Below are 21396 nucleotides of genomic sequence, written 5' to 3'. Positions count from 1 at the left end.
GCAGCGCCGCACCGACCGCACAGGAGCGCATGTGATCGACCGGACCTGGATCGTCGACGGGGACATCGACCCCCCGGCCGTGCGCGCGCGTGCTGCCGGGATCGGCGCGGGGGTCCGCGTCGTGGTGCACGACCTGGCCGAGGCGGACCCCGCCTGCGGGGGAGAGCTCGTCCGGGCCGAGGCCGAGGCCGCCCGCGCGGACACCACGACCGCGCGGGCGGTGCTCGGCCGTCGCGCGGACGGAAGCCACCTGGTGACCGTCGTCGCCGCGGACGGGACCGACCCCGACCGCGTGCTGCGGTGGGTGCTCGACCCCGGCGCGGGGTTCCCGGATCCCGAGCCCCCCGTCCCGGCCGCCGAACCGCTGGAGCTGCCCGCGGTCCTGCGCGGGGGCGGGGCGCGCTCCGGCTCGGCCACCACCCTGCGCCGCCCCGGTGGCGACCTGGTCGCGGACGTGGCCGCCGCCGCGGGGACCTCGGCCGAGACCGTGCTGACCGCCGCCACCGCCGTCGTGCTGGCCAGGTACCGGGGCCGCCCCGATGTCGTGCTGGACACCCCGGCGGGCGCGATCGAGGTCGAGGTCGAGGAGTCCGAGCACCTGCGCGCACTGCTGCGTCGCGTCGACGACACCCCGGCGGTCCCCGCCGCGCCCGGCGCCGAGGTCGCCGTCGCCCGCCTGGACACCACTCCGGTCCGCGTCCTCGGGCGCACCGCCGAACCGGTGCACGTCCCCGACGCGCGCACTCCCCACGGCCTGCGGATCGCCGTCGAGGGCGGGCTTCTGCGCGTGGACCACGACGCCGCCGCCTACGACAGCGCCGCCGTCACCGTCTTCGCCGACCGCGTGCTCGCCGTGGTCGCGGACATCGCGGCCGACCGGCGCGCTCTGCACGCCACCGCGCTCACCCTGGGCGAGCGGCGGGACCTGCTCGCGTGGTCGAGCGGACCGGAGCAGGCCGTGCCCTCCGACTGCCTGCACTCCCTCGTCGCAGCCCACGCCACGAGCGCCCCCGACGCGGTCGCGCTCGACTGCGGGGGCGCGGTCCTGACCTACCGCGAGCTCGACCGCCGCGCCAACCGCCTGGCCCGGTTCCTGCGGAGCCGGGGGACCGGCCGGGGCGACTTCGTCGCGCTGATCGCCGAGCGTTCGGTGGACTCGGTGGTCGCCATGCTCGGCGTGCTCAAGTCCGGGGCCGCCTACGTCCCGGTCGAGCCGTCCTACCCGCCCGACCGCGTCCGCCACCTCGTCACCGACTCCGGGGCCCGGTTCGTCCTGGGGCGCGAGGTCCCCGCGTTCCCGCTGCCCGTGCCCGCGCTCGCCCTCGCCGAGGCCGACGGCGAGGCCGACACCGACCCGGCGGTGCGGGTCCTGCCCGACGACGCCGCCTACGTCATCTACACCTCGGGCTCCACCGGCCTGCCCAAGGGGGTGGTCGTGCACCACCGGGCCATCGTGGTCTCGACGCGCGCCAGGGCGATCGGCGGCCCCGGTCCCGAGCGCGACCTGGTCACCATGCCGCTGTGCTTCGACGGCGCCGCGGGCGGCCTGTACTGGGCGCTGACCACCGGCGGCACGGCCGTGCTGCCCACCGAGGCCGAGGCGCACGACCCGCTGGCGCTCGCCGCGCTGCTGCGCCGCACCGACCCCACCCACGTGCACTCGGTGCCCTCGCACTACGGGCTCGTCCTGGAGACCGGCGTCCCCCTGCCGAACCTCGCGCTGGTGTCGGTTGGCGGCGAGCCCATGCCCGCCCGCCTGGTCGCCCGGCACCTGCTCGACCACCCGGACGCCGTGCTGCTCAACGACTACGGCCCCACCGAGTGCGCGGTCTGGGCCACCGCGCACCCCTGCGGGTTCGCCGAGGCCGCCGGTGCGGAGATCCCGATCGGCGAGCCGCTGCCCAACTACCGGGCGCACGTCCTCGACGAGCACCTGAGGCCCGTGCCGCCCGGCCTGCCGGGGGAGATCTACCTCGGCGGTCCCGCCGTCGCCCTCGGCTACCACCGCAGGCCCCGGCTGACCGCCGACCGCTTCCTGCCGGACCCGTTCGCCGCCGAGCCCGGCGCCCGCCTCTACCGCACGGGGGACCGGGGGCACTGGTCGCCGGACGGGCGGTTGCACACCACCGGCCGGGTCGACAACCAGGTGAAGCTCCGGGGCTTCCGGGTCGAGCTGGGCGAGGTCGAGGCCGCCGTCCGCGCGCACCGCGCCGCGAAGGAGTGCTCGGTGGTGCTGCACCGGGACCGGCTGGTCGCGTTCGTCGCCTGCGCCGACCCCGCCACCACCGAGGACGACCTGCGGGCGGAGGTCGCCAAGGCCCTGCCCGCCTACATGTTCCCCGACCGGTACGTGCTCCTGCCCGCGCTGCCGCGCAACCCCAGCGGCAAGCTCGACCTCGCCGCGCTGCGGGCCATGGCATGACCGCGCGCACCGGCCTGATCCTCGACCGGGTCGCGCGCGCCGGGCCGACCAGGGTGGTGCAGCTCGGCCTGGGCGACCCGGACCTGGCGGTGGCGCTGGCCACCGCCCACCTCGAGTACCTGCTGGTGGAGCCGTCGACGCAGCGGGCCAGCGACGCGTTGGCCCGCAGACCGGACCTGCGGCGGCGGTGCCGCACCCGCATGGCGGGCACCCTGGGCAGGGCGGCGCTCGGCGGCGGCCCCGACGCCGTCGTCGTGGACCTGGCGGCGCCGTCGCTGTCCACCACGCCCCTGACCACGCTGGTCCCCCAGCTGTCGGCGGCGCTGCGCGCCGGGGGGACCGTACTGCTGGCCAACCTGCGCGACCCGCGCGTGGAGCGGTTGCTGCGGTGGGCGGGTGACGGGGCCGCGACCTCCACCGCCGACGCCGCCGGGTGGTCGCCCCCGGCGCTGACCCGCGCGCTGCTCACCCTCGGCGTGCCCGCCCACGTCTACCCGCCGCTGGGCACCGCCGCCTACGACGCCCTGCTCGGCCGCGCCGCGCCCACCGGGTCGGGGCCGCCGCTGCGGTGGGGGCGGGAGCTGGGCAGCACCTCGCACCTGGCCCGCCTGCTGGCGACCGGGCGCGTGGACCGGGCGCGGGTGGTCGGCGTCCCGGTGGCCGCCACCGCCGAGGCGCTGGCGTCCTGGCAAGCGCACCTCGGCAGGCAGGGCAGGCGGCCGGGCGCGGGCGTGCGCTGGTCGCGGGTCCGGGCGATCGCGGCCGAGCACGGCTACGAGGCCACCCCGGTGGCATCGTTGACCGCTGCGGAGCACCACTTCGACGTGGTGCTGGAGCGCGTCGCGCCCAGGGACACCGCACCGGTCGCGCCCAGACAGGAGATCAGCAGTGCCCCTTGAGCCCTCCCGGTCCGAGACCGCCCACCCCGAGCCCACCCGCTTCGCCCGCGTCGTCGTCATCGGGGGAGCGGGCCAGGTGGGCCGCCTCCTGCGGGCCCTCTTCCCCGGTTCCACCGAGGTGACGTCCGTCGACGTCGTGACCTCGGCCGGTGACGGCGCCCCGTCCCTGGTGGCCGACGCCACCCGACCCGACGCCGCGCTGCGCGCAGCCCTGGGCGCCGCCGACGCGGTCGTGCTCGCCCTCCCCGAGGGTCCAGCGCTCGCGGCGATGTCCGCCTGCGCCCCGCTGCTCCCGCCGGGGGCGCTGCTGGTGGAGACGCTCTCGGTCAAGCACGCCGCGGCTGAGCTGGCCACCGCGCTCGCCGCGCGCCACGCGCTGCAGGCCTGCGGCCTCAACCCGATGTTCGCCCCCGAACTGGGCTTCTCCGGGCGCGCGGTCGCCCTCGTGCCGATCGCGCCCGGTCCGCGCGTCGACGCGCTGGAGCGGTTGATCGGCGCGGCGGGCGGCCGGGTGGCGCGGGTGTCGCCCGACGAGCACGACCGGGCCGCCTCGGTCATGCAGGCCGCCACCCACGCGGCGGTGCTCGCGCTGGGGCACGTCGTCGCCACCAGCGGTGTCAGCCCGGACGTCCTCGTCGAGCTCGCGCCGCCCCCGCACCGCACGGTGCTCGCGCTCCTGGCGCGGATCAGCGGCGGGGTCCCCGAGGTCTACCGCGACGTGCAGGCGGGCAACCCCGACGCCCCGGAGGTCCGCGCGCGCATGTCCGGTTTCCTGCTCGGGCTGGGGGACCTCGCCTCGGACCCGGACCGCTTCGCGCGCTGCCTCGCCGAGCTGTCCGCCGCGTTGGGGGAGCAGGCCGGACCGCTGCGCGCGCACTGCCGCGCGCTGTTCGAGGCGACCCCGAAGAGCTGAGACCGCGCTGAGAGCGACCGCCCTTATCGTGGCCGCCGTCGTCCTTTATTCCGTGTGCTCCGCGCGAGCACGAAGGGGTGTTGTCGGTGGCTGAAGTCCTGGGTCCTTTTCGCGAGCGCATCAACCAGCTCGACGAGCAGTTGGCCGAAGTGGTAGCCGCCCGGTTGCGCGTGTGCGCCGAAGTTGCTGCGGTGAAGAAGCAAAAGGGCATACCGATGATGCAGCCCGACCGGGTGGACGCGGTTCGGGAGGCTTACGCCGCGCGCGGCAGCAGAATGGGGATTTCGCCGGAGTTCATGCGGCAGTTGGCCGCGATGATCGTCGCCGAGGCTTGCCGCGTGGAGGACGAGATCATCGATGGTGACACGGAAAGTCACCAGAGAGTAATTTGATCATGGGTTTGGTGCGCCGACCGTGTTAACGGTGCGCTACGGCTGTGACCGCGAGGACCTGCGGGGAAACGTTCGGCGGGTTCGGTACGGGCGGTTTGGGCGGCTGTGTCCGCAAGGGGCGAAGCGCTGTGTAACCGGCGGTGTCATCACGGTGCGTGCCCGAGCGGGGGTGGGCATCTGCGCAGGCCGGGGCGGTGCCACGGGTGTGCGGAACCCTTTCGAAGGGTTCCTCTGGGTGTGCGCGAAGCGAAGTCAAAACTCCACCGCAAATGATCCCTATCGGGGAAGGTTATTCTAGTCCAACAGGGTGGTCCTGTTCTCGGATGTTGATCGGTATGCGGCTCCGTGGTTGAATTCGTCGGGCGGCGGAATCTGGGGAACTCGGGTTCGCGGGTAGGTGTGACCGCCTGGGGGGTTTCCTTTTTCTCCATTTTTATTTTTCTGCGAGGGGGCGCACATGAGCGGGGAAGCGATGCGCGCGGTAAATCGGCAGAAAGGATTGTTCTTCCAGATCCTCGGTCCGGTTTCGGTCACCGTAGACGGGCTCCCCGTCCGCGTCGGTCGCAGCCGCCAGCTCACCGTGCTGGCGCTGCTGCTGATCAACATCGACAAGCTCGTCCCCGTCGGCAGGCTCGTCGACGCGGTGTGGGGCGCCACCCCGCCCGCCACCGCCGACAAGCAGATCCAGACCTGCGTGTGGCGGTTGCGCACCGCGTTCGAGCAGGCGGGCGCCCCGGCTGAGCTCATCGAGACCGTCTCCGGCGGCTACCAGCTGCGCATGGACGGCGGTGTGCTCGACGCCCACCTGTTCGAGGACGGGGTGCGCACGGCGCGCGAGCTGCACCGCCGCGGCGAGGTCTCCGCCGCGATCGCCGAGTACCGGTCCGCGCTCGCGCTGTTCCACGGCCCGCTGATGGCCGAGCTCGCCAGCCCCACCGTGCAGACCATGGCCGCGCACTGGGAGGAGCGCAGGCTCTCGGTGCTGGAGGAGCGCCTGGACGTCGAGCTGGCCACCGGCTGCCACGCCGAACTGGTCAGCGAACTGCGCGTGCTGGTCGCCGAGTACCCGCTGCGCGAGCACCTGCGCGCCCAGCTCATGACCGCCCTGTACCTCTCGCACCGCCGCGCCGACGCCCTCGCGGTCTACCGCGCGGGCCGCGCCACCATGGTGGCCTCTCTCGGCCTCGAACCCGGCCCCCGCCTGCAGGAGCTGCAACGGCGCATCATCGCCGGTGAACCGCTCACCCACCCCGGCGGCGCCGTCCGCCCCAGGCCCACCGCCAAGGCGCCCGCGCAGCTGCCCGCCGACACCGCCGACTTCACCGGCCGCGACCACGAGCTGACCTGCCTCGCCGACCACCTGTGCCGCTCCGGCCGGGGCGGGGTCGTCGCCGTCGTCGGACGGCCCGGCGTCGGCAAGACCGCACTGGCCGTGCACGCCGCCCACCGGGTCCGCGACCGCTTCCCCGACGGGCAGCTGCACGCCGACCTGGGCGGCAGCACCGGAAGGCCCGCCACCCCCCACGACGTGCTCGCCGGGTTCCTGCGCGCGCTCGGGGTGTCCGACGAGCACATCCCCTCCGACGTCGCGACCCGCGCAGCCCTGTTCCGCAGCGCCACGGCGGGCAGGCGCCTCCTCGTCGTGCTCGACGACGCGGCGGGCAGCGCGCACGTGGAGCCCCTGCGCCCCGCCGACACCGGCGCGGTGCTGTGCACCAGCCGCACGACCATGCTCGACCTGCCGGGGGTCGACGTGCACCGGCTCGACGGGCTGCGCACCGACGAGGCCACCGCCCTGCTCGCCCACGTCGTGGGCGAGCACCGCGTCGCCCGCGAACCCGCGGGCGCCCGCCGCCTGGTCGAGCTGTGCGGGAACCTGCCCCTGGCGGTGCGGGCCGCGGGCGCCCGCCTGCACGCCCGGCCCACCCACCGCATCGACCGCTTCGCGGATCGGCTCACCGACGACAGCCGCCGCGTCGCCGAGCTCTCCTACGGCACCCTCGACCTGGGCGCCCGACTGGGCACCGCGGCCGACGCCCTGCCCGGTCCCGCGCGCGCCGTCTGGCTGCTGCTGGGCGCCAGCGACCTGCCCACCATCCCCGTGTGGGCCGCCGCCGCGCTGGTCGACCGCTCCGAGGACGAGACCCAGTGCCTGCTCGACACCCTCGTCGACCACCACCTGCTCGACGTCGCGGAGGGGGACGTGCTCGGCGGCTCCCGCTACCGGCTGCACCCGCTGGTGCGCATCCACGCCCGCCAGCGCTGCCGCACCGAGATCGACACCGCCACTCTGGCCACCGCCCTCGACCGCCTCGGCGAGGTCGCGTCCTGGCTGTCCGCCCGCGCCACCGACATCGCGGGCGGGCGCGCCCAGCCCGCCGCCATCCCCGCCGTCGTCGAGCGCACCGGCTGCTCCGTGCTGCGCGAGCTCGACGACCAGGCCACCACCTGGCTCCACCAGGAGCACACCACCCTCGCCCTGCTCACCAGCACCGGCGTCACCCGCCCCCGCCGCCCCGAGCTGGCTGCCTGGGGGACCCGCTTCGAGGGGAGGGGCGTCCATGACGTCCAAACGGCCTGAGGGCGGCGTCCTCGTCGTGTCCGCCAGCCCACACCCCCGCTCCCGCCCCGACTGGCTCGGCGACCACCTCCGCGCGCTGCTGGCCCACCGCGGCCACCCCACCGCGCACACCCGCGTCCGCGACCTGCCCGCCACCGCCCTGCTGCTGGCCGACACCGGGCACCGCGACCTGCGCGCCGCCCTCGCCGACGCCGAGGGCGCGGCCGGGATCGTGTTCGTCACCCCGATCTACCGGGCCGCCTACGCGGGCCTGCTCAAGGTCTTCCTCGACGTGCTGCCCCGGCACGGCCTGCGCGACAAGGCCGTGCTGCCGGTCGGGGTCGGCGGAAGCCCCGCCCACCTGCTCGCCCTCGACTACGCCCTGCGCCCGGTGCTCCAGGCCATGGCCGCCCGCCACGTCGTGCGCGGCCACTTCGTCCACGACCGCGACCTGCCCCTGGACGGCGCGCCGGGCGCGGGCGTCCTGGCAGGCCTCGCGGTCGCCGCGGACACCCTCTCCGCCGCCCTGGTCCCGCTGCCCGCCGAGGTCTGAGATGCCCGCCGCACTGACCGCGCTGCTCATCGTCGTGATCGGACTGCTGGTGGGCTCACCGTCGCCCACCCCGGCGCTCGGGCCGGACGCGCCCGCGCGGCAGTTCTCCGCCGCCAGGGCGACGCCCCACGTCGCCGCGATCGCGAAGGCCCCGCGCCCCACGGGTTCGGCCGCGCACGCCGAGGCCCGCGCCTACCTGCTCGACCGGCTCGCGGAGCTGGGAATCCCGGCCACCGTCCACACCGGATCGGTCGCCACCACGTTCGGCGTCTCCGACACCGGGGGCGACGCGCGCTACGCGGGCGCCCGCGTGCACAACGTCGTCGCCCGCGTTCCCGGCACCGACAGCACCCGCCCCGTCGCCCTGGTCACCCACTACGACTCCACCCCGGCCGGGCCCGGAGCCAACGACGCGGGCGTCCCGGTCGCCGTCCTGCTCGAAACCGCCCGCGCGCTCGCCGAGGGCCCCGCCCACCGCAACGACCTGCTCCTGGTCTTCACCGACGCCGAGGAAGCCGGGCTCCTCGGCGCCAAGGCCCTGGTCGCCGACCCCGACGCGCTGCCGCCGGACGCCGTCGTGGTGAACGTGGAGGCCAGGGGCGGAGGCGGCCCCACCATCCCCTTCGAGACGGGCCCGGACTCCGGCTGGCTCATCGGCCTGCTGGCCGAGCACGCGCCCCACCCCCAGGCGGGCTCGGTGGTCACCGAGGCCTACCGGTTCATGCCCAACCTCACCGACTTCACCGTGCTGCGCGAGCACGGCCACTCCGGCCTCAACCTCACCTACCTGCGCGAGCTGACCCGCTACCACGGGGCGAACGACACGGCGGACTCCGTCGACCCGGACACCGTCCAGCACCAGGGCGAGACCGTGCTCGCCCTGGCTCGCGCCCTGGTCTCGGCTGACCTCCGCACCCCGCCCGTCGGTGACTCGGCGCACTTCACCGCGTTCGGGCGCGTCGTCCACCACGACACCACCCTGGTCGTGCCGCTGGCCGTGCTGGCCGTGCTGGGCACGGCGCTCGCACTCGCCGGGGCCGGGTGGCGCGACACCGCGCGCGGCGCGCTGCTCGCCCTGCTCCACCCGGTGCTGGCCGTCGCGCTCACCCTCGCCGCCACTCCGCTCTTCACCGCCGGGCACGACGAGTTCGCCCTCTACGGCGACCTCACCGACCACACCACCGCGTTCGGCGTGCTCCTGGTCCTCACCGCGCTGCTCGGCGCCGCGCTGTCCGCGCTCGCCCGCCCCCTGGTCGCCCCGCGCCACCACGCCCTCGGCGCCCTCGTCCTCTGGACGGCGCTGGCCGTCGCCACCGCCCTCGCCTTCCCCGGCGCGAGCTACCCGTTCACCTGGACGGCGCTCGGGGGCGCGGCCTCGGCGCTGCTGCTGCGCGCGCGGCGCACCGCGCTCACCGAGGTCCTCGCCGCCGCGCTCGTGGCCACGCCCGTCGCCGTCACCGTGCTGCCCCTGGTGCTCCTGCTGCCCGACGCGCTCGGGTTCGGCCTCGCCGCCGCGGCCACCGCGCTGCTCGCCCTCGCACTGCCCCTGCTCCCGCAAGCCTGGCCTGCGCCACGGCCGCGCGTCACGATCGCGATCGCCGCCGCCGCGCTGGTCGCGGTCACCGCGACCGGGGTGGCGGCGGCCCCCGAGCCCGCCCAGGAGCACCGCCCCGACCACCTGTACGTGCGCGACGCCGACACCGCCACGGCCACCTGGCTCAGCGCCACGGCGGGCCGCGGGGACCGGCCGCCGGACGGCCCCGGCTACGCCGAGGCGGACGGCGCGGACGACCTGTTCCCGGGCTGGACCTGGCCGTTCCGCCGAGCCCCTGCGCCCGACCTGCCCCTGCCCGCCCCGGTGGTCGACACCAGGCGGGACGGGGACCGGATCACCATCACCGCCCGTTCCGCGCGGGGCGCCCACGAACTGGCGTTCTTCGTCACCGGCGCGCGGGTGCTCGACCACAGCCTCGACGGCGCCCGCAGCGACGTCCCCGACTCCGACGACCCCGGCCCCTGGGAGCTGTGGGTGCGCTCCGCCCCGCCCGAGGGGGTGGAGCTCACCCTCACCCTCGCGCCGGGTCGGGGGCGGGTCGTCGTGCTCGACCGCACCAGCGGGACACCGCCGGAGCTCGACCCGGACCAGGGGCGCCAGGGGCCACCAGCCATCGGCGCGCCCACCGCCAGCGACGCCACGTGCGTGCGCACCAGCGAGGACCTGCCGTGATCGACGTCGAGAACACCCACCCGCGCCTGTTCGGCGCCGAGGCCCGCACCGACCTGGTCGACCCGTGCACCGGGGCCGTGGTCGGAAGCGCCCCGGACTCCACCGCCGACGAGGTCGACCAGGCCGTGCACGCCGCGCGCGCCTCGGCCCCGGCCTGGGCCGCCGCCACCCCGGCCCACCGCCAGCGCGCCCTGCTCCGCCTGGCCGACGCCCTGGAGGCCTCAGCCGAGGACTACGTCCTGGCCGAGAGCGCCCTCACCGGGAAACCGCTGCTCCCCACCAGGGAGGAGGAGGTCCTCGCGGCGGTGGACCACCTGCGCTTCTTCGCCGGTCTCGCCCGGCTGCACGACGGCGCGGGCGCGGCCGAGTACCTGGCCGGGCACACCTCCTACGTGCGCCGCGAACCCGTTGGCGTCACCGGCCACCTGCTCCCGTCCAACTACCCGCTGCTCATGGCCGTCTGGCACGCCGCGCCGTCCCTGGCCGCGGGCAACACCGCGGTCCTCAAGCCCGCCGAGGCCACACCCCGCACCGCGGCCATGCTCGCCGCCCACGCCGTCGGAACCCTGGGCCCGGACGTCCTGTCGGTCGTGTGCGGGGGAGCGGCCGCCGGGCAGCGGCTGATCGCCGGGGTCGACGTGATCGCGCTGACCGGCACCACCGCGACCGGGGCGCGGGTGGCGGCCACCGCGGCCTCCTGCGGCGTGCGCACCCACCTGGAGCTGGGTGGCAAGGCCCCCGCGCTGGTGTTCCCCGACGTCGACCCGACCGCCGTGGCCGGGCAGCTGGCCGAGGCCGCGTTCTTCAACGCGGGCCAGGACTGCACGGCCGTCACCCGCGTGCTGGCCCACGAGTCCATCGCCCCTGCGCTCACCACCGCGCTCGTCGCCGCCGCGCGCGCCACCCGGCCGGGACCGCCCTCCGACCCCGAGGCGTTCAGCGGCCCGCTGATCACCCGCGCGCACCTGTCGCGCACCGCGGACGTCCTCGACCGGCTCCCGTCGCGGATCGAGGTCGTCGCGGGCGGGGCGCCGCTTCCCGGCCCCGGCTTCTTCTTCGCGCCGACGGTCCTGCTCGGCGCCCGCCAGAGCGACGAGGTCGTCCAGCGGGAGCTGTTCGCCCCCGTGGTCACCGTGCAGACCTTCGGCACCGAGGACAAGGCGGTCCTGCTGGCCAACGGCGTGCGCCAGGCGTTGACCGCGAGCGTGTGGACGGCCGACCACGCCCGCGCGCACCGCCTCGTGCCCCGGCTGCGCGCCGGGTGCGTCTGGGTGAACGCGCACATGCGGTTCGCCGCCGAGATGCCCCACGGCGGTCCCGGCGCCTCCGGCCACGGCAGGGACCTCTCCCGCTACGCCGTCGATGACTACACCAGCCTCAAGCACGTCATGCACCGCTTCGACGACCGCTGACCCGCGCGCCCCCGGCTCGACCGCTCGGCCCGCCCCTCCCGCGACGCCGTCCGACCGCGCGCGCCCAATGCCGTTCCACCGTGGACCGTTAGGAGTTCCGCCAGTGCCTCTGATCGATCGACGCCGCCTGCTCACCCGCGTCGCGCTCGCGGGCGCGGGGCTCGCCGCAGCCCCCTCCGCCCTCGCCGCCGCGCCCGCCCCTGCCCGGACCGGAACCCCGCCGACCTTCGGCCCCGTCACCGTCGAACCCGGTGACCCGCGGTACGCCAGCTTCCTCGTCCAGCACAACACCCGCTTCACCGGCAGCCCGGCCCGCGTCACCGTCGCGGGCTCGGCGGGCCAGGTCGCCGACGCGCTCGCCGAGGCCGCCGCCAGGGGGCACCGGGTCGCCGCGCGCTCCGGCGGGCACTGCATGGAGGACTTCACCACCTCCTCCGAGGTCAAGCACCTGATCGACCTCTCCCAGCTCAACGAGGTCTACTTCGACCCGGCGCGCACGGCCTTCGCGGTCGAACCGGGGGCCATCGTCGCCCCCACCCAGGGCACCCTGTTCAAGGGGTGGGGCGTGATGATCCCGTCGGCGGGCTGCGCCGAGGTCGGGCTCGGCGGGCACATCCTGGGCGGCGGGTACAACTTCTACTCCCGGATGCACGGCTTAGCGGTCGACCACCTCCAGGCCGTCGAGGTCGTCACCGTCGACGCCTCGGGGCAGGCCCACGTCACCGTCGCCACCCGCGACCGGAACGACCCCCACCGCGAACTCTGGTGGGCGCACACCGGCGGTGGCGGGGGCAACTTCGGCATCGTCACCAAGTACTGGTTCCGCACCCCCGGCGTCGCCTCGACGGACCCCAGCCGCCTGCTGCCCCGCGCCTACGACCAGCGCGTGCGGATGCTGGAGTGGTCCTGGGAGGACGTGTCCCCCGGCGCGTTCACCACCCTGACCCGCAACTTCTGCCGCTGGTTCGAGCACAACAGCGCGCCGGGGAGCCCGAAGACGCAGGTGTGGGCCTCGTACTTCACCCCGCACCAGTCGGCGGGCACCATCGGCCTGATGGCGGGCGTCAGCGCTGACGCCGCCAACGGCGAGGCCCTGCTGGCCGACTTCCTCGCCGAGGTCACCGCGAACGTCGGCGTGGCCACCAGCGCCGACCACCAGTACTCGCTGCCCTGGCTGGACCGGGGCAACTGGTACCAGGAGCCCGCGGGACGGCAGAAGAACAAGACCTCCGACCTGCGCAGGAGCTACACCGACGCCCAGATCGCCACCATCCACAGCTACCTCACCGACGACTCGTACGCCAACGCCGGGGCGCAGGTGAACATCTCCGCGCTCGGCGGGCAGATCAACGCCACCGCGCCCGGCGCCACCGCCGCCGTGCACCGGGACTCGACCATGCGCGTCTACTTCACGGCGGGCACCTGGTCCTCCGAGGCGGAGGACGCCGCCAACATCGCCTGGGTCCGCAACCTCTACCGCGACGTCTACGCCGCCTCCGGCGGCGTGCCCGTGCCGGACGCCGTCAACGCGGGCGCCTACATCAACTACCCGGACGTCGACCTCGCGGACCCGGCCTGGAACACCTCGGGCACCCCGTGGCACAGCCTCTACTACGGCGCCAACTACGCCCGCCTGCAGCAGGTCAAGAAGCACTACGACCCGCGCGGCCTGTTCCGCCACGCCCTGTCCGTCCACCCGGCCGCCTGACCCGACCGGGGGCGCGGCGCCCGGGCCCGCGCCCCCGGTCAGCCCGGCACCCGCCGCCGCACGTCGGCCAGCAGCGACCGCACCGCCCCCTCGAACGCCTCGGCCCGCAGCGGGCCGAGGAAGTCGAAGTGGCCGAACGCCTCCAGCACCACCAGGCCGTGCAGCTGGGCCCACGCGCCCAGGAACAGCACGGCGGCGGGCGGGGGCAGCTCGCCCCTGGCCTCCGGGGGCAGCTCCGCGAAGCGGGCGTGCAGCTCCTCGCTCAGCGCGGGCGCGTCCGCGCGGGCCAGCCCCTCCTCCGTGCAGCCGTCGAACAGGGCGGCGCGGAAGACCGCCGTGACCTTCCTGGCCGCCTCGGTGGTCGGGCCCTCGTGCGGGGCGCGGTAGTGCGGCAGGGGGGTGCCGTAGAGCAGCTGGAACTGGGCCCGGTGCTCGATCGCCCACCTCCGGAACGCCTCCGCCACGGCCGGGAACGGCTCCGGCGGCCCGGCGTCCAGCGCGGTCCGCACGGCCGCCGCCAGGTCCTCGTACGCCTCCGCGATCAGCGCGGTCAGCAGGTCGTCCCGGCTGGGGAAGTAGTGGTAGAGCGCCTGCACGGTCATGTCCAGGTCGCGGGCCACCGCCCGCAGCGCCAGCCCCGCGGGCCCGTGCTCGGCCATCCGGGCCTTGGCCGCGTCGAGAATCTCGCGGGTGGCGGTGGCCCGCCTGCGTTCGCGCAACGACATGCGCGCAGGTTAGCAGCAGTAGAAAAATCTAACACTGCCAAAGTTGGTTAGAGGTTGTTAGTTTTCCGGTGCACCCAGCAACCCGGAAGGCGAACCACCATGTCGCAGCACCACCTCGTCATCGGCGCGGGCCCCGTCGGCCGCCACGTCGCCGCCCTGCTCGCCGACGCGGGCGAGCGGGTCACCCTCGCCAGCCGCTCCGGCCGCGCCACCGGCCCCGAGGGCGTCGACCACCTCGCCCTCGACGCCTCCGACGTCGACGCGCTCACCCGCGCCGCCGAGCACGCCTCGGTGCTCTACAACTGCGCCAACCCCGCCGACTACACCCAGTGGGAGCGCGTCTGGCCGCCCCTCGCCGCGTCCCTGCTCACCGCAGCCCAGCGCACCGGGGCCGTCTACGCCATCACGGACGGGCTCTACGCCTACGGCCCGGTCGACGTGCCCATGCGCGAGGACCTCCCCGAGGCCGCCACCGACCACAAGGGCGTCCTGCGCGCCCGGATCTGGGCCGACGCCCTCGCCGCGCACCGGGCCGGACGCGCGCGCGTCGTGCAGGTCAGGGGCTCGGACTACCTGGGGCCCGGCGTGGGGACCAACGGGCACGTCACCCGCGTCCTGCCCGACGCCCTGCGCGGCAAGCCCGTCCTGATGATCGGGCGCACCGACCTGCCGCACGCGTTCACCGACGTGCTCGACGTCGCCCGCACCCTCGTCGCCGCCGCGGCCGACCCCACCGCCCACGGGCGCGCCTGGCACGTGCCGTCCAACCCGCCGCTGTCCCAGGAGCGGGTGCTCTCCGACGTGCTCCGCGCGGCCGGGAAGCCGCCGGTCACGGTGCGCGGGCTGCCGATCGCGGCGCTGCGCGCGGTGGGCCTGGTCTCGCCGATCATGCGCGAGATGGCCGAGGTCGGCTACCAGTGGACCCGCCCCTACCTGCTGGACGACACCGCCGCGCGCGAGCACTTCGGCATCGAGCCGACGCCCTGGGACGAGGTCTGCCGCCGGACCGCGCTGGGGTGATCCGGCTCACGGGAACGGCATCCGGGCCCAGACGACCTTCACGTCGGGGCCGCGCCGCACGCCCCAGTCCGCGCACAGGGCCTGCACCATCCGGATGCCGTTGCCCCGGAACTCGCCCAGCGTCGACGTCCCCGGCAGCGGCGACCGCTCCGGGCTCGCGTCGCTCACCTCCACCACCAGCTCCGCGCCGCGCTCGTCGTGGACCTCGCGGCGCAGGACCAGCGTGCGGGGCGGCTCCGCGTGGTCGCAGGCGTTCGCCGCCAGCTCGTTCGCCACCAGCCGCACGTCGTCCACGAAGTCCCGGTCGTGCCCGGCCAGCAGCTCGGTGACGCGCGCCCGCACCGCGCCCAGGTTCTCGCAGCGCAGCGACGCGTCGACCTCCACCCGGCCGGTGGTGCGCCCCGGCTCGAGGTGGGGCCGTCTCCTGCCGTCCCGAGGGGTGGGGACGGCGGTGGGTTTCCGGATCGAGAAGTGCGAGTAGGTCACGGCGCCGTGTTCCCGCGATCGCGTTCGGTCACACCACGCGCCGCCGGGCTCACCCCTGGCGGTGACGCGGGTGCGGCGTGTGGCGCAGTCGCCTGCGCGGTGTTCGCGTTCCCGGCGGGTACCGTCCGGTGGGTGAATCCCCGTCGGGTGGTGCCACGCCCATGACCACCCCTCCCGCCCAGGACGGCGCGCTCGACCGGGCCGCCCTGGAGCAGCTGCCCTACGGCTTCGGGCTGGCCGAGCGCACCAGCTCCGACCCGGACGCGCCCGCCGAGTTCCGGCTGGTGCGGTTCAACACCGCGTCCGCCGTGCGCGCCGGCCTCGGCGCGGGGGAGGGGCGCACGCACCGCGAGCTGATGTCCGAGGCCGAGGCCCGCGAGTGGACCCTCATGTGCGAGCAGGTCTGGCGCACCGGCGAGACCACCCGCCGCACCCGGCACCTGCCCGCAGGCGACCTCGACATCGAGATCACCGCCTACCCGGTCGCCCACCCGGACGGCGCGGACGGGACCCGCTACGTCGGGGTGCTGGCCGCCGACGTCAGCCCGCGCGCCGCCGAGCAGGCCACCCGCGAGCGGGAGCAGCGGCGGCTCGCCGAGGTCGCGATCACCCTGCAGCACGCCATCCTGGGGCCGACGGACGGGCTGCCCGCCCAGGTCGCCGCCCGCTACCGGCCCGCCGTCCCGCAGGGCGAGCCCGCGTTCACCGGGCCGGGGCACCCCGGCGGCGTCGGACTCGGCCCGGTGCTCCAGGTGGGCGGGGACTTCCACGACGTCGTCGCGCTGCCCGGCGACCGGTGCGCGCTGCTCGTGGGCGACGTCGTCGGCAAGGACCTGGCCGCCGCCGCGGTCATGGGTCAGCTGCGCAGCGCGGCGCGGGTGCTGCTGCTCCAGGACAACGGGCCCGCCGCCGTGCTGACCGCGCTGGACACCTTCGCCGAGCGGCTGCCCGGAGCGCTGTGCACGACGGTGCTGTGCCTGGTGGTGCACACCGGCACCGGGCACGTGGACTACGCCTCGGCCGGGCACCTGCCCGCGCTGTGCGCGCACGACGGCGGGTACCGGGAGCTGGCCGACGGGCTCGGGCCGCCGCTGGCCGCGGTGCCCGGCGCGGTCCGGACCCCGGCGAGCGCGCTGATCCCGCCGGGGGCGACGCTGCTGCTGTACACCGACGGGCTCGTCGAGCGGCGGGACCGGGACCTGGACGAGGGCATCACCCGCGCGGGGGAGATGCTCGTCTCTTCGGCGGAGGCGGACGTGGAGGAGCTGGCCGATCTGCTGCTGCGCGAGCTGCCACCCGCCGTCCCGCCCGACGACACCGCCCTGCTGGTCTACCGGCACCGGCCGTGACAGGGGGGCGGCGGTGCGGGAGGACCGGTCCTGCGCGGGGCGCCCGGCGGCGCCGATCGCGTCGACGCCGCCGGTCCGCGCTCAGAACCGGAAGACCGCGCGGGTCGCCGTGAACATCTCGCACTGGTCGCGGTAGGTCTTGTTCCACTGCACGGAGCGGCCGTCGTAGGTGCCGCTCATCGTCGCCGTGATCGAGCCGCCGCCGGGCGCGCACCGCTGCGTGTCGCGCCGCATGTTCGCGATGTTGCCCTGGACCGCGGCCAGGTCGGAGCACGCCTGGTCGCCCTTGGGGTGCAGGTGGCCGGAGGGGTCGGCGGGGCAGGACAGCCGGACCGCGCGGTACCAGGTCGACTGCGCCCCGGACAGGCTCAGGGTGTAGCGGGTCGCCCCGGCGGGCGCGCCGGCCTTGACGCCCGTGCCGCTCGCCGCTGTGCCCTTCGCCGCTGCTCCCTGCGTCCCTGTGCCCTGCGTCCCTGCGCCCTTCGCCGCGGTCCCCTTGACCACGACCGTTCCGCTCACCGCCGTGCCGCTCGCGCTCGCCTGGGGTGCGAGGACCGTGGCGCAGGCGATCAGGCCGACCAGCACGGCCACCGAGTTCTTGATGCGCATCGACGTGCCCTTTCCTACCTGTGGAGGGGGTGCCGGTGGGGAGGGCGCCCGAGGGCCCTGCCGACGAGGGGAAGCGCGCTGATCCTGACAGCGCGCACACGACTCCTGCGTTTTTTGCGGAACAAACCGCCCGTTCGGGGCTTCCTGCGGGCAAGATAAATACAAAGCGCCGATGTATCGAGTTCGGTGAGTCACCGATATGTGGGGTGCGCGGGCGATGCTCCGCCGTTCCCCGGCGCCAGTCCCCGGCTTGTCCCAAGAGGGGCGGTAGTCCGCATTTTTAGGATCTCCAGCTTCTGGCGCGCAGGTGGTTGCGTCGTCACGAGCAGGTGATATTCAGGGGACAAACCTGTGGTGTCCGTAACCGCCTCTCCGTCGATGGAGTGACGCTCTGACCTGTCTTGTGACCCCTTCGGGGAGGTTCTTCCGCTTTTGGTCCACAATGCGGTGTGCATCCCGGCTTCGCTTCCGAGTGCTTCTGAATCGCTCCGATAGCCTTCGTGTGCAAGTGATCGGCCTGACCGCGGGAGAGCGGTCGGGGCGGCGCGTCGAGACCCTTCGGAAAATATTATTCAGGTTTTCCGATGATCCCGGCCACCGTCCGTCACCGACGCGAGACGAGAGGAACCCGGATACCGATGCCCGCTCCCTTCCTGTCCCCCTTCCTGGTCGGCCTGCTGGCGGTCCCGGTGGCCAAGCGAGTCGTGAAGCCGCTCGTGCGCGGCGTCCTGAAGACCTCCATCGGCGTCGCCATCGAGGCCCGCCGCGCCGCGCAGGTCATCGGCGAGGAGCTCCAGGACATCGCGGCCGAGGTGTCGGCCGAGATGACCGCCGCGCAGATCATCGACGTGGACGTGCCCGCCCAGGGCACGGCCTCCGCCGACGCCGCCAAGGCGCGCCCGGCCGCCACTCCCGCCGCGCCCCAGGCCACCGCGCCCCAGGCCACCGCGGGCGCGGCCACCACGGGCGCGACCCCCGCCAAGGCCCGCTGACCCGGCCGCCCCACACCCCGAGACCACCGGACCCCTCCCGTCCGGGAACCGCTGGAGATCAGCCCCGCCATGACCTCTCTGCTCGCCGCCGCCCCGAACACCCCCGTCGCCGCCCCAGGCCCGAGGGTGCGCTCGGCCGTCCCCGGCCGCCAGCGCTGGGACGTCCCGCAGGTGCTCAGGCGCCCCGTGACCGCCCACGCCGTCGAGACCGCGCTGCTCCGCCTGCCCGGCGTCACCACCGCACGCGCCAACCCCACCACCGGCCGCGTCCTGGTGCTGCACGACCGCCCGCTCGACCTCGCCGAGGTCGCCCGAGCCCTGCAGGTCGCCGTCGCCATCGCCGCGCGCGTGGTGGCCGACCGCATCGCCAAGGCGGTCGCGGCGAACGCTGACCCGGCGAACGCTGACCCGACGGGCGGCGACTCGGCGAACGCCGACCCGATGAACGGTGGCCTGGCGAACGCTGACCCGGCAGGCGGCGCTCGACCGGGCGCAGGCCCGACGGGCCGCGGCGGAACGGGACGAGGCCGTGCCGGTGCCGGTGCCGGCCGGGCAGGTGTTGCTGCCGGCCGTGTCGAAGGCGGCCGGGCCGGGGGTGCGGGCGCAGGTGGTGGCCGTGCCAGTGGTGATCAGGCCGTGCCGGTCGGTGATCAGCCGGATCGCGGCGCATCGGCTTCCCCCGCGGCCGGTGCGGTCGACAGCGGCCGGTCGACCGCCGTGGTCGTGCTCGCCGCCGTGGCCGCGCTGGGCAGGAGCATCGGACGTGCCGCTGTGGGCGGGACCACCGGCGCCGGATCGGGCGCGGGCGCCGCGTCGGGTGACCGCGCCTTGCTGGAGCGGTCCACCGCGCGGGGTGGCGCCACCTGGCTGGACCGGTTCGCCGCACGGGGGAGTGGCACCGCAGCGCGTGGCACCGCAGCGCGTGGGGCTGCCGCCCGTCGTGCGGCCACGAGCGGCGCCGCCGTGGGTGGCGCCGGGCGGGGGAGCGGGGACACCGCGCTGGACCGGTCCACCGGGCTCGGGTTCGCCGTGGGCGCCGCGCTGCGCCGACCGGTCGCGCTCGTCGTCGCGGCCACCGGGATGGTCACCGGGGTGGTCACCGCCGCGCTGGGCCGGGCGGTCCGGGCCGTGCTCGTGCCGCTGCGCCGCACCGCCCTGGGCGAGCGCCTCGCCGCCCACCCGCTCGCCCGGATCATCCGGTCGCACCGGGTCGCGCTGGCCAAGGCCGCCGCGCTGTCGGTGCTCTGCCAGTTCGCGGAGCTGTCGCTCGGCGTGCTCCTCGGCTGGGTCGCCCTGATCCTGATCAAGGGCGAGTTCGCCCTGCTGACCACCCTCGGCGTGGTGGGCGCGAGCACCCAGCTGTGGGTGCTCGCGGGCGCCGCCGCCGCGGCCTGCGGGGTCGTCGCGGGCCTGTCCTACCTGTCCGGCCTGCGGTGGCGCGCGCTCGGGCAGGCCGTCCGGGACGAGTGGCGCACCCGCCTGCACGACCACGCGCAGCGCCTGGAGATGCGGCACATCCAGCGGGAGCGCCCCACCCGCGTCGCGGGCGTGCTCGCCGACGACGTCGACCAGCTCGGCGCGTTCTTCGCTGGTCCGGCCACCAGCGCGTTGCAGCTCACCACCAGCGTCCTCGTGCTCATCCCGGCGTTCCTGCTGCTCGCGCCCACCGTCGCCTGGGTCGCGTTCCTGCCCATGCCGCTCGTCGCCGCGCTGTCCCTGCGCCACCGCGACCGCTCCGCCGCCGACCACGCCGACTCGGGCGAGCACCGCGCCCGGTTGCGCAGCAGGCTCACCACGAACCTGGAGGCCGCCGCCACCGTCAAGTCCTCCTGCGCGGAGGACCACGAGAAGCGCGAGGTCCAGCGGCTCGGCCGCGAGTGCGCCGAGGCCGAGCGGCGCACCAACCGGCACGGCATCCGGCACAGCGAGGGCGTCCGCGCCCTCACCACCGCCTCCATGACCGGCACCCTGCTCGTCGGCGGTCGCCAGGTGCTCAGCGGGGCGGTCCCGTTCGAGGTGTTCAGCCCGCTCATCGGCCTTCCCCAGCAGGTGATCCTGCGGCTGTCCGGCCTCGGCGCCACCGTCGACCAGTACCAGCGCACCCTGTCCGCGTTCGACCGCGTCCAGCACCTGCTGTCCCTGCCCACCGAGCCCACCGGTGGCCGCAGGCTCGCCCGCGACGAGGTCAGGGGCGAGATCGTGCTCAACCGGGTCTGCTACGCCTACCCCGGTCGCCCGCGCGTGCTGCGGGAGCTGTCGCTGCGCGCGGAACCCGGCCAGGTCACCGGCATCGTCGGCGCGACCGGCTCGGGCAAGACCACGATCGCGAAGCTGCTGACGCGCTTCCAGGAAGCCGACTCCGGCGAGGTCCTGCTCGACGGCCACGACGTGCGCGGCCTGCACCTGCCCGACCTGCGCGCGGCCGTCGGGTTCGTCGCCCAGGACGCCCACCTGTTCGACGGCACGATCGCGGACAACATCCGCTACGGCACGTTCTCCGCCACCGACGAGCAGGTCAGGGCCGCCGCCCGCACCGCGGAGGCGCACGAGTTCGTCGAGGCGCTCCCGCTGGGCTACGACACGCTGATCGGCGAGCACGGCGCCGCGCTGTCCGGAGGGCAGCGGCAGCGGATCGTGCTGGCCAGAACGGTGCTGCGGAACCCGCCGGTGGTGGTCCTGGACGAGGCGACCTCGGCCGTGGACAACAAGACCGAGGCCGCGATCCAGCGCGCGCTGGCCCGGTTCTCCGAGGGCCGCACCACCATCGTGATCGCCCACCGGTTGTCCACCATCCGCAACGCCCACCGCATCCACGTCCTGGACAAGGGCGGAGTCGTCGCCGAGCAGGGCACCCACGACGAGCTGCTCGCCAGATCGGGCCTGTACGCCTCCCTGTGGCAGCTCCAGGCGGGTGCCAAGCCCTGACCAGTCCTATCCAGCCCCGACTGGCTCTGAGCGGGGTCCCGGTCCACCGCAGCCCCTGATCCACAGCCGCCCCTGATCCACAGCTGTCCCCGACCCACCGCCACTCCGGTACACCGCTGTCCCCACTCACCGCTGTCCCCGGTCCACCACTGTCCCCGGCTCACCGCTGTCCCCGGTCCACGGCTGGTCCCACCCCGCCGCCGG

General features: G+C 75.4%; 16 protein-coding genes. 13 read left to right on the top strand and 3 right to left on the bottom strand.

What is annotated here, in order from left to right:
• The first annotated feature begins 31 nt into the window (after positions 1 to 31).
• The 9 genes from CNX65_RS18310 (at position 32) to CNX65_RS18270 (ending at position 13086) form a co-directional block, all read left to right on the top strand.
• The gene (locus CNX65_RS18310; RefSeq protein WP_096494680.1) at positions 32 to 2422 is read left to right on the top strand and encodes a non-ribosomal peptide synthetase; all 2391 of its coding nucleotides are present in this window, start codon (positions 32 to 34) and stop codon (positions 2420 to 2422) included.
• Complete coding sequence (locus CNX65_RS18305; protein WP_096494678.1) at positions 2419 to 3321, top strand: hypothetical protein; 903 nt, start codon at positions 2419 to 2421, stop codon at positions 3319 to 3321. Before CNX65_RS18310 ends, CNX65_RS18305 begins: the two co-directional genes overlap by 4 nt.
• Positions 3311 to 4234 (top strand): prephenate dehydrogenase dimerization domain-containing protein, encoded by a 924-nt coding sequence (locus CNX65_RS18300; protein ID WP_157767713.1) that lies wholly within the window; start codon positions 3311 to 3313, stop codon positions 4232 to 4234. Before CNX65_RS18305 ends, CNX65_RS18300 begins: the two co-directional genes overlap by 11 nt.
• An 86-nt stretch (positions 4235 to 4320) precedes the next feature.
• Positions 4321 to 4626 (top strand): chorismate mutase, encoded by a 306-nt coding sequence (locus tag CNX65_RS18295; RefSeq protein WP_198320501.1) that lies wholly within the window; start codon positions 4321 to 4323, stop codon positions 4624 to 4626.
• Between the two features lie 499 nt (positions 4627 to 5125).
• Positions 5126 to 7207 (top strand): AfsR/SARP family transcriptional regulator, encoded by a 2082-nt coding sequence (locus tag CNX65_RS18290; RefSeq protein ID WP_177154615.1) that lies wholly within the window; start codon positions 5126 to 5128, stop codon positions 7205 to 7207.
• Positions 7188 to 7739, top strand: coding sequence for an NAD(P)H-dependent oxidoreductase (locus CNX65_RS18285; RefSeq protein ID WP_096494670.1), 552 nt, complete (start codon positions 7188 to 7190; stop codon positions 7737 to 7739). Before CNX65_RS18290 ends, CNX65_RS18285 begins: the two co-directional genes overlap by 20 nt.
• 1 nt (position 7740) lies before the next feature.
• Entirely contained in the window at positions 7741 to 9966 is a 2226-nt protein-coding gene (locus CNX65_RS18280; protein ID WP_096494668.1) for a M20/M25/M40 family metallo-hydrolase, read from the top strand.
• Entirely contained in the window at positions 9963 to 11378 is a 1416-nt protein-coding gene (locus tag CNX65_RS18275; RefSeq protein ID WP_096494666.1) for an aldehyde dehydrogenase family protein, read from the top strand. The genes CNX65_RS18280 and CNX65_RS18275 overlap by 4 nt, the downstream gene beginning before the upstream one ends.
• 103 nt (positions 11379 to 11481) lie before the next feature.
• On the top strand, positions 11482 to 13086 hold the full coding sequence (locus CNX65_RS18270) for an FAD-dependent oxidoreductase (RefSeq protein WP_198320500.1): 1605 nt from the start codon (positions 11482 to 11484) through the stop codon (positions 13084 to 13086).
• A 38-nt stretch (positions 13087 to 13124) separates the two neighbouring features.
• Here the strand turns inward: CNX65_RS18270 and CNX65_RS18265 are convergent, their stop codons facing one another.
• Positions 13125 to 13811 (bottom strand): TetR/AcrR family transcriptional regulator, encoded by a 687-nt coding sequence (locus tag CNX65_RS18265; RefSeq protein ID WP_096494662.1) that lies wholly within the window; start codon positions 13809 to 13811, stop codon positions 13125 to 13127.
• Positions 13812 to 13910: 99 nt separating this feature from the next.
• Here CNX65_RS18265 and CNX65_RS18260 point away from each other — a divergent pair, with 99 nt between their 5' ends.
• Entirely contained in the window at positions 13911 to 14831 is a 921-nt protein-coding gene (locus CNX65_RS18260) for an NAD-dependent epimerase/dehydratase family protein (RefSeq protein WP_096494660.1), read from the top strand.
• Positions 14832 to 14837: 6 nt separating this feature from the next.
• Here the strand turns inward: CNX65_RS18260 and CNX65_RS18255 are convergent, their stop codons facing one another.
• Positions 14838 to 15317, bottom strand: coding sequence for an ATP-binding protein (locus CNX65_RS18255; RefSeq protein WP_157767712.1), 480 nt, complete (start codon positions 15315 to 15317; stop codon positions 14838 to 14840).
• 161 nt (positions 15318 to 15478) lie between these two features.
• Here CNX65_RS18255 and CNX65_RS18250 point away from each other — a divergent pair, with 161 nt between their 5' ends.
• Positions 15479 to 16666: a PP2C family protein-serine/threonine phosphatase gene (locus CNX65_RS18250; RefSeq protein ID WP_096494656.1), complete on the top strand. Its 1188-nt coding sequence runs from the start codon at positions 15479 to 15481 to the stop codon at positions 16664 to 16666.
• A gap of 81 nt (positions 16667 to 16747) precedes the next feature.
• Here CNX65_RS18250 and CNX65_RS18245 read toward each other — a convergent pair whose 3' ends face one another.
• Positions 16748 to 17275 carry an SSI family serine proteinase inhibitor gene (locus CNX65_RS18245; protein ID WP_096494654.1) on the bottom strand — a complete coding sequence of 176 codons (528 nt, stop codon included), beginning with the start codon at positions 17273 to 17275 and terminating at the stop codon, positions 16748 to 16750.
• Positions 17276 to 17913: 638 nt separating this feature from the next.
• Between CNX65_RS18245 and CNX65_RS18240 the strand changes: the two genes are divergently transcribed.
• Both CNX65_RS18240 and CNX65_RS18235 read left to right on the top strand, forming a co-directional pair.
• Entirely contained in the window at positions 17914 to 18267 is a 354-nt protein-coding gene (locus CNX65_RS18240) for a DUF5132 domain-containing protein (RefSeq protein ID WP_096494652.1), read from the top strand.
• A 69-nt stretch (positions 18268 to 18336) separates the two neighbouring features.
• Positions 18337 to 21192 carry an ABC transporter ATP-binding protein gene (locus CNX65_RS18235; protein ID WP_096494650.1) on the top strand — a complete coding sequence of 952 codons (2856 nt, stop codon included), beginning with the start codon at positions 18337 to 18339 and terminating at the stop codon, positions 21190 to 21192.
• Positions 21193 to 21396: the final 204 nt, after the last annotated feature.

The organism is Actinosynnema pretiosum (genome assembly GCF_002354875.1).
Taxonomy (GTDB): domain Bacteria; phylum Actinomycetota; class Actinomycetes; order Mycobacteriales; family Pseudonocardiaceae; genus Actinosynnema; species Actinosynnema auranticum.
The sequence above is the reverse complement of the archived record's forward strand: the minus strand, read 5'-3'. Positions and strand labels throughout refer to the sequence as shown.

What these genes read in the sequence shown, in the direction of transcription:
- CNX65_RS18250 (WP_096494656.1), top strand. Translation starts at nt 15,479, where the DNA reads ATGACCACCCCTCCCGCCCAGGACGGCGCGCTCGACCGGGCCGCCCTG.
- CNX65_RS18240 (WP_096494652.1), top strand. Translation starts at nt 17,914, where the DNA reads ATGCCCGCTCCCTTCCTGTCCCCCTTCCTGGTCGGCCTGCTGGCGGTC.
- CNX65_RS18260 (WP_096494660.1), top strand. Translation starts at nt 13,911, where the DNA reads ATGTCGCAGCACCACCTCGTCATCGGCGCGGGCCCCGTCGGCCGCCAC.
- CNX65_RS18305 (WP_096494678.1), top strand. Translation starts at nt 2,419, where the DNA reads ATGACCGCGCGCACCGGCCTGATCCTCGACCGGGTCGCGCGCGCCGGG.
- CNX65_RS18265 (WP_096494662.1), bottom strand. Translation starts at nt 13,811, where the DNA reads ATGTCGTTGCGCGAACGCAGGCGGGCCACCGCCACCCGCGAGATTCTC.
- CNX65_RS18235 (WP_096494650.1), top strand. Translation starts at nt 18,337, where the DNA reads ATGACCTCTCTGCTCGCCGCCGCCCCGAACACCCCCGTCGCCGCCCCA.
- CNX65_RS18280 (WP_096494668.1), top strand. Translation starts at nt 7,741, where the DNA reads ATGCCCGCCGCACTGACCGCGCTGCTCATCGTCGTGATCGGACTGCTG.
- CNX65_RS18245 (WP_096494654.1), bottom strand. Translation starts at nt 17,275, where the DNA reads ATGCGCATCAAGAACTCGGTGGCCGTGCTGGTCGGCCTGATCGCCTGC.
- CNX65_RS18285 (WP_096494670.1), top strand. Translation starts at nt 7,188, where the DNA reads ATGACGTCCAAACGGCCTGAGGGCGGCGTCCTCGTCGTGTCCGCCAGC.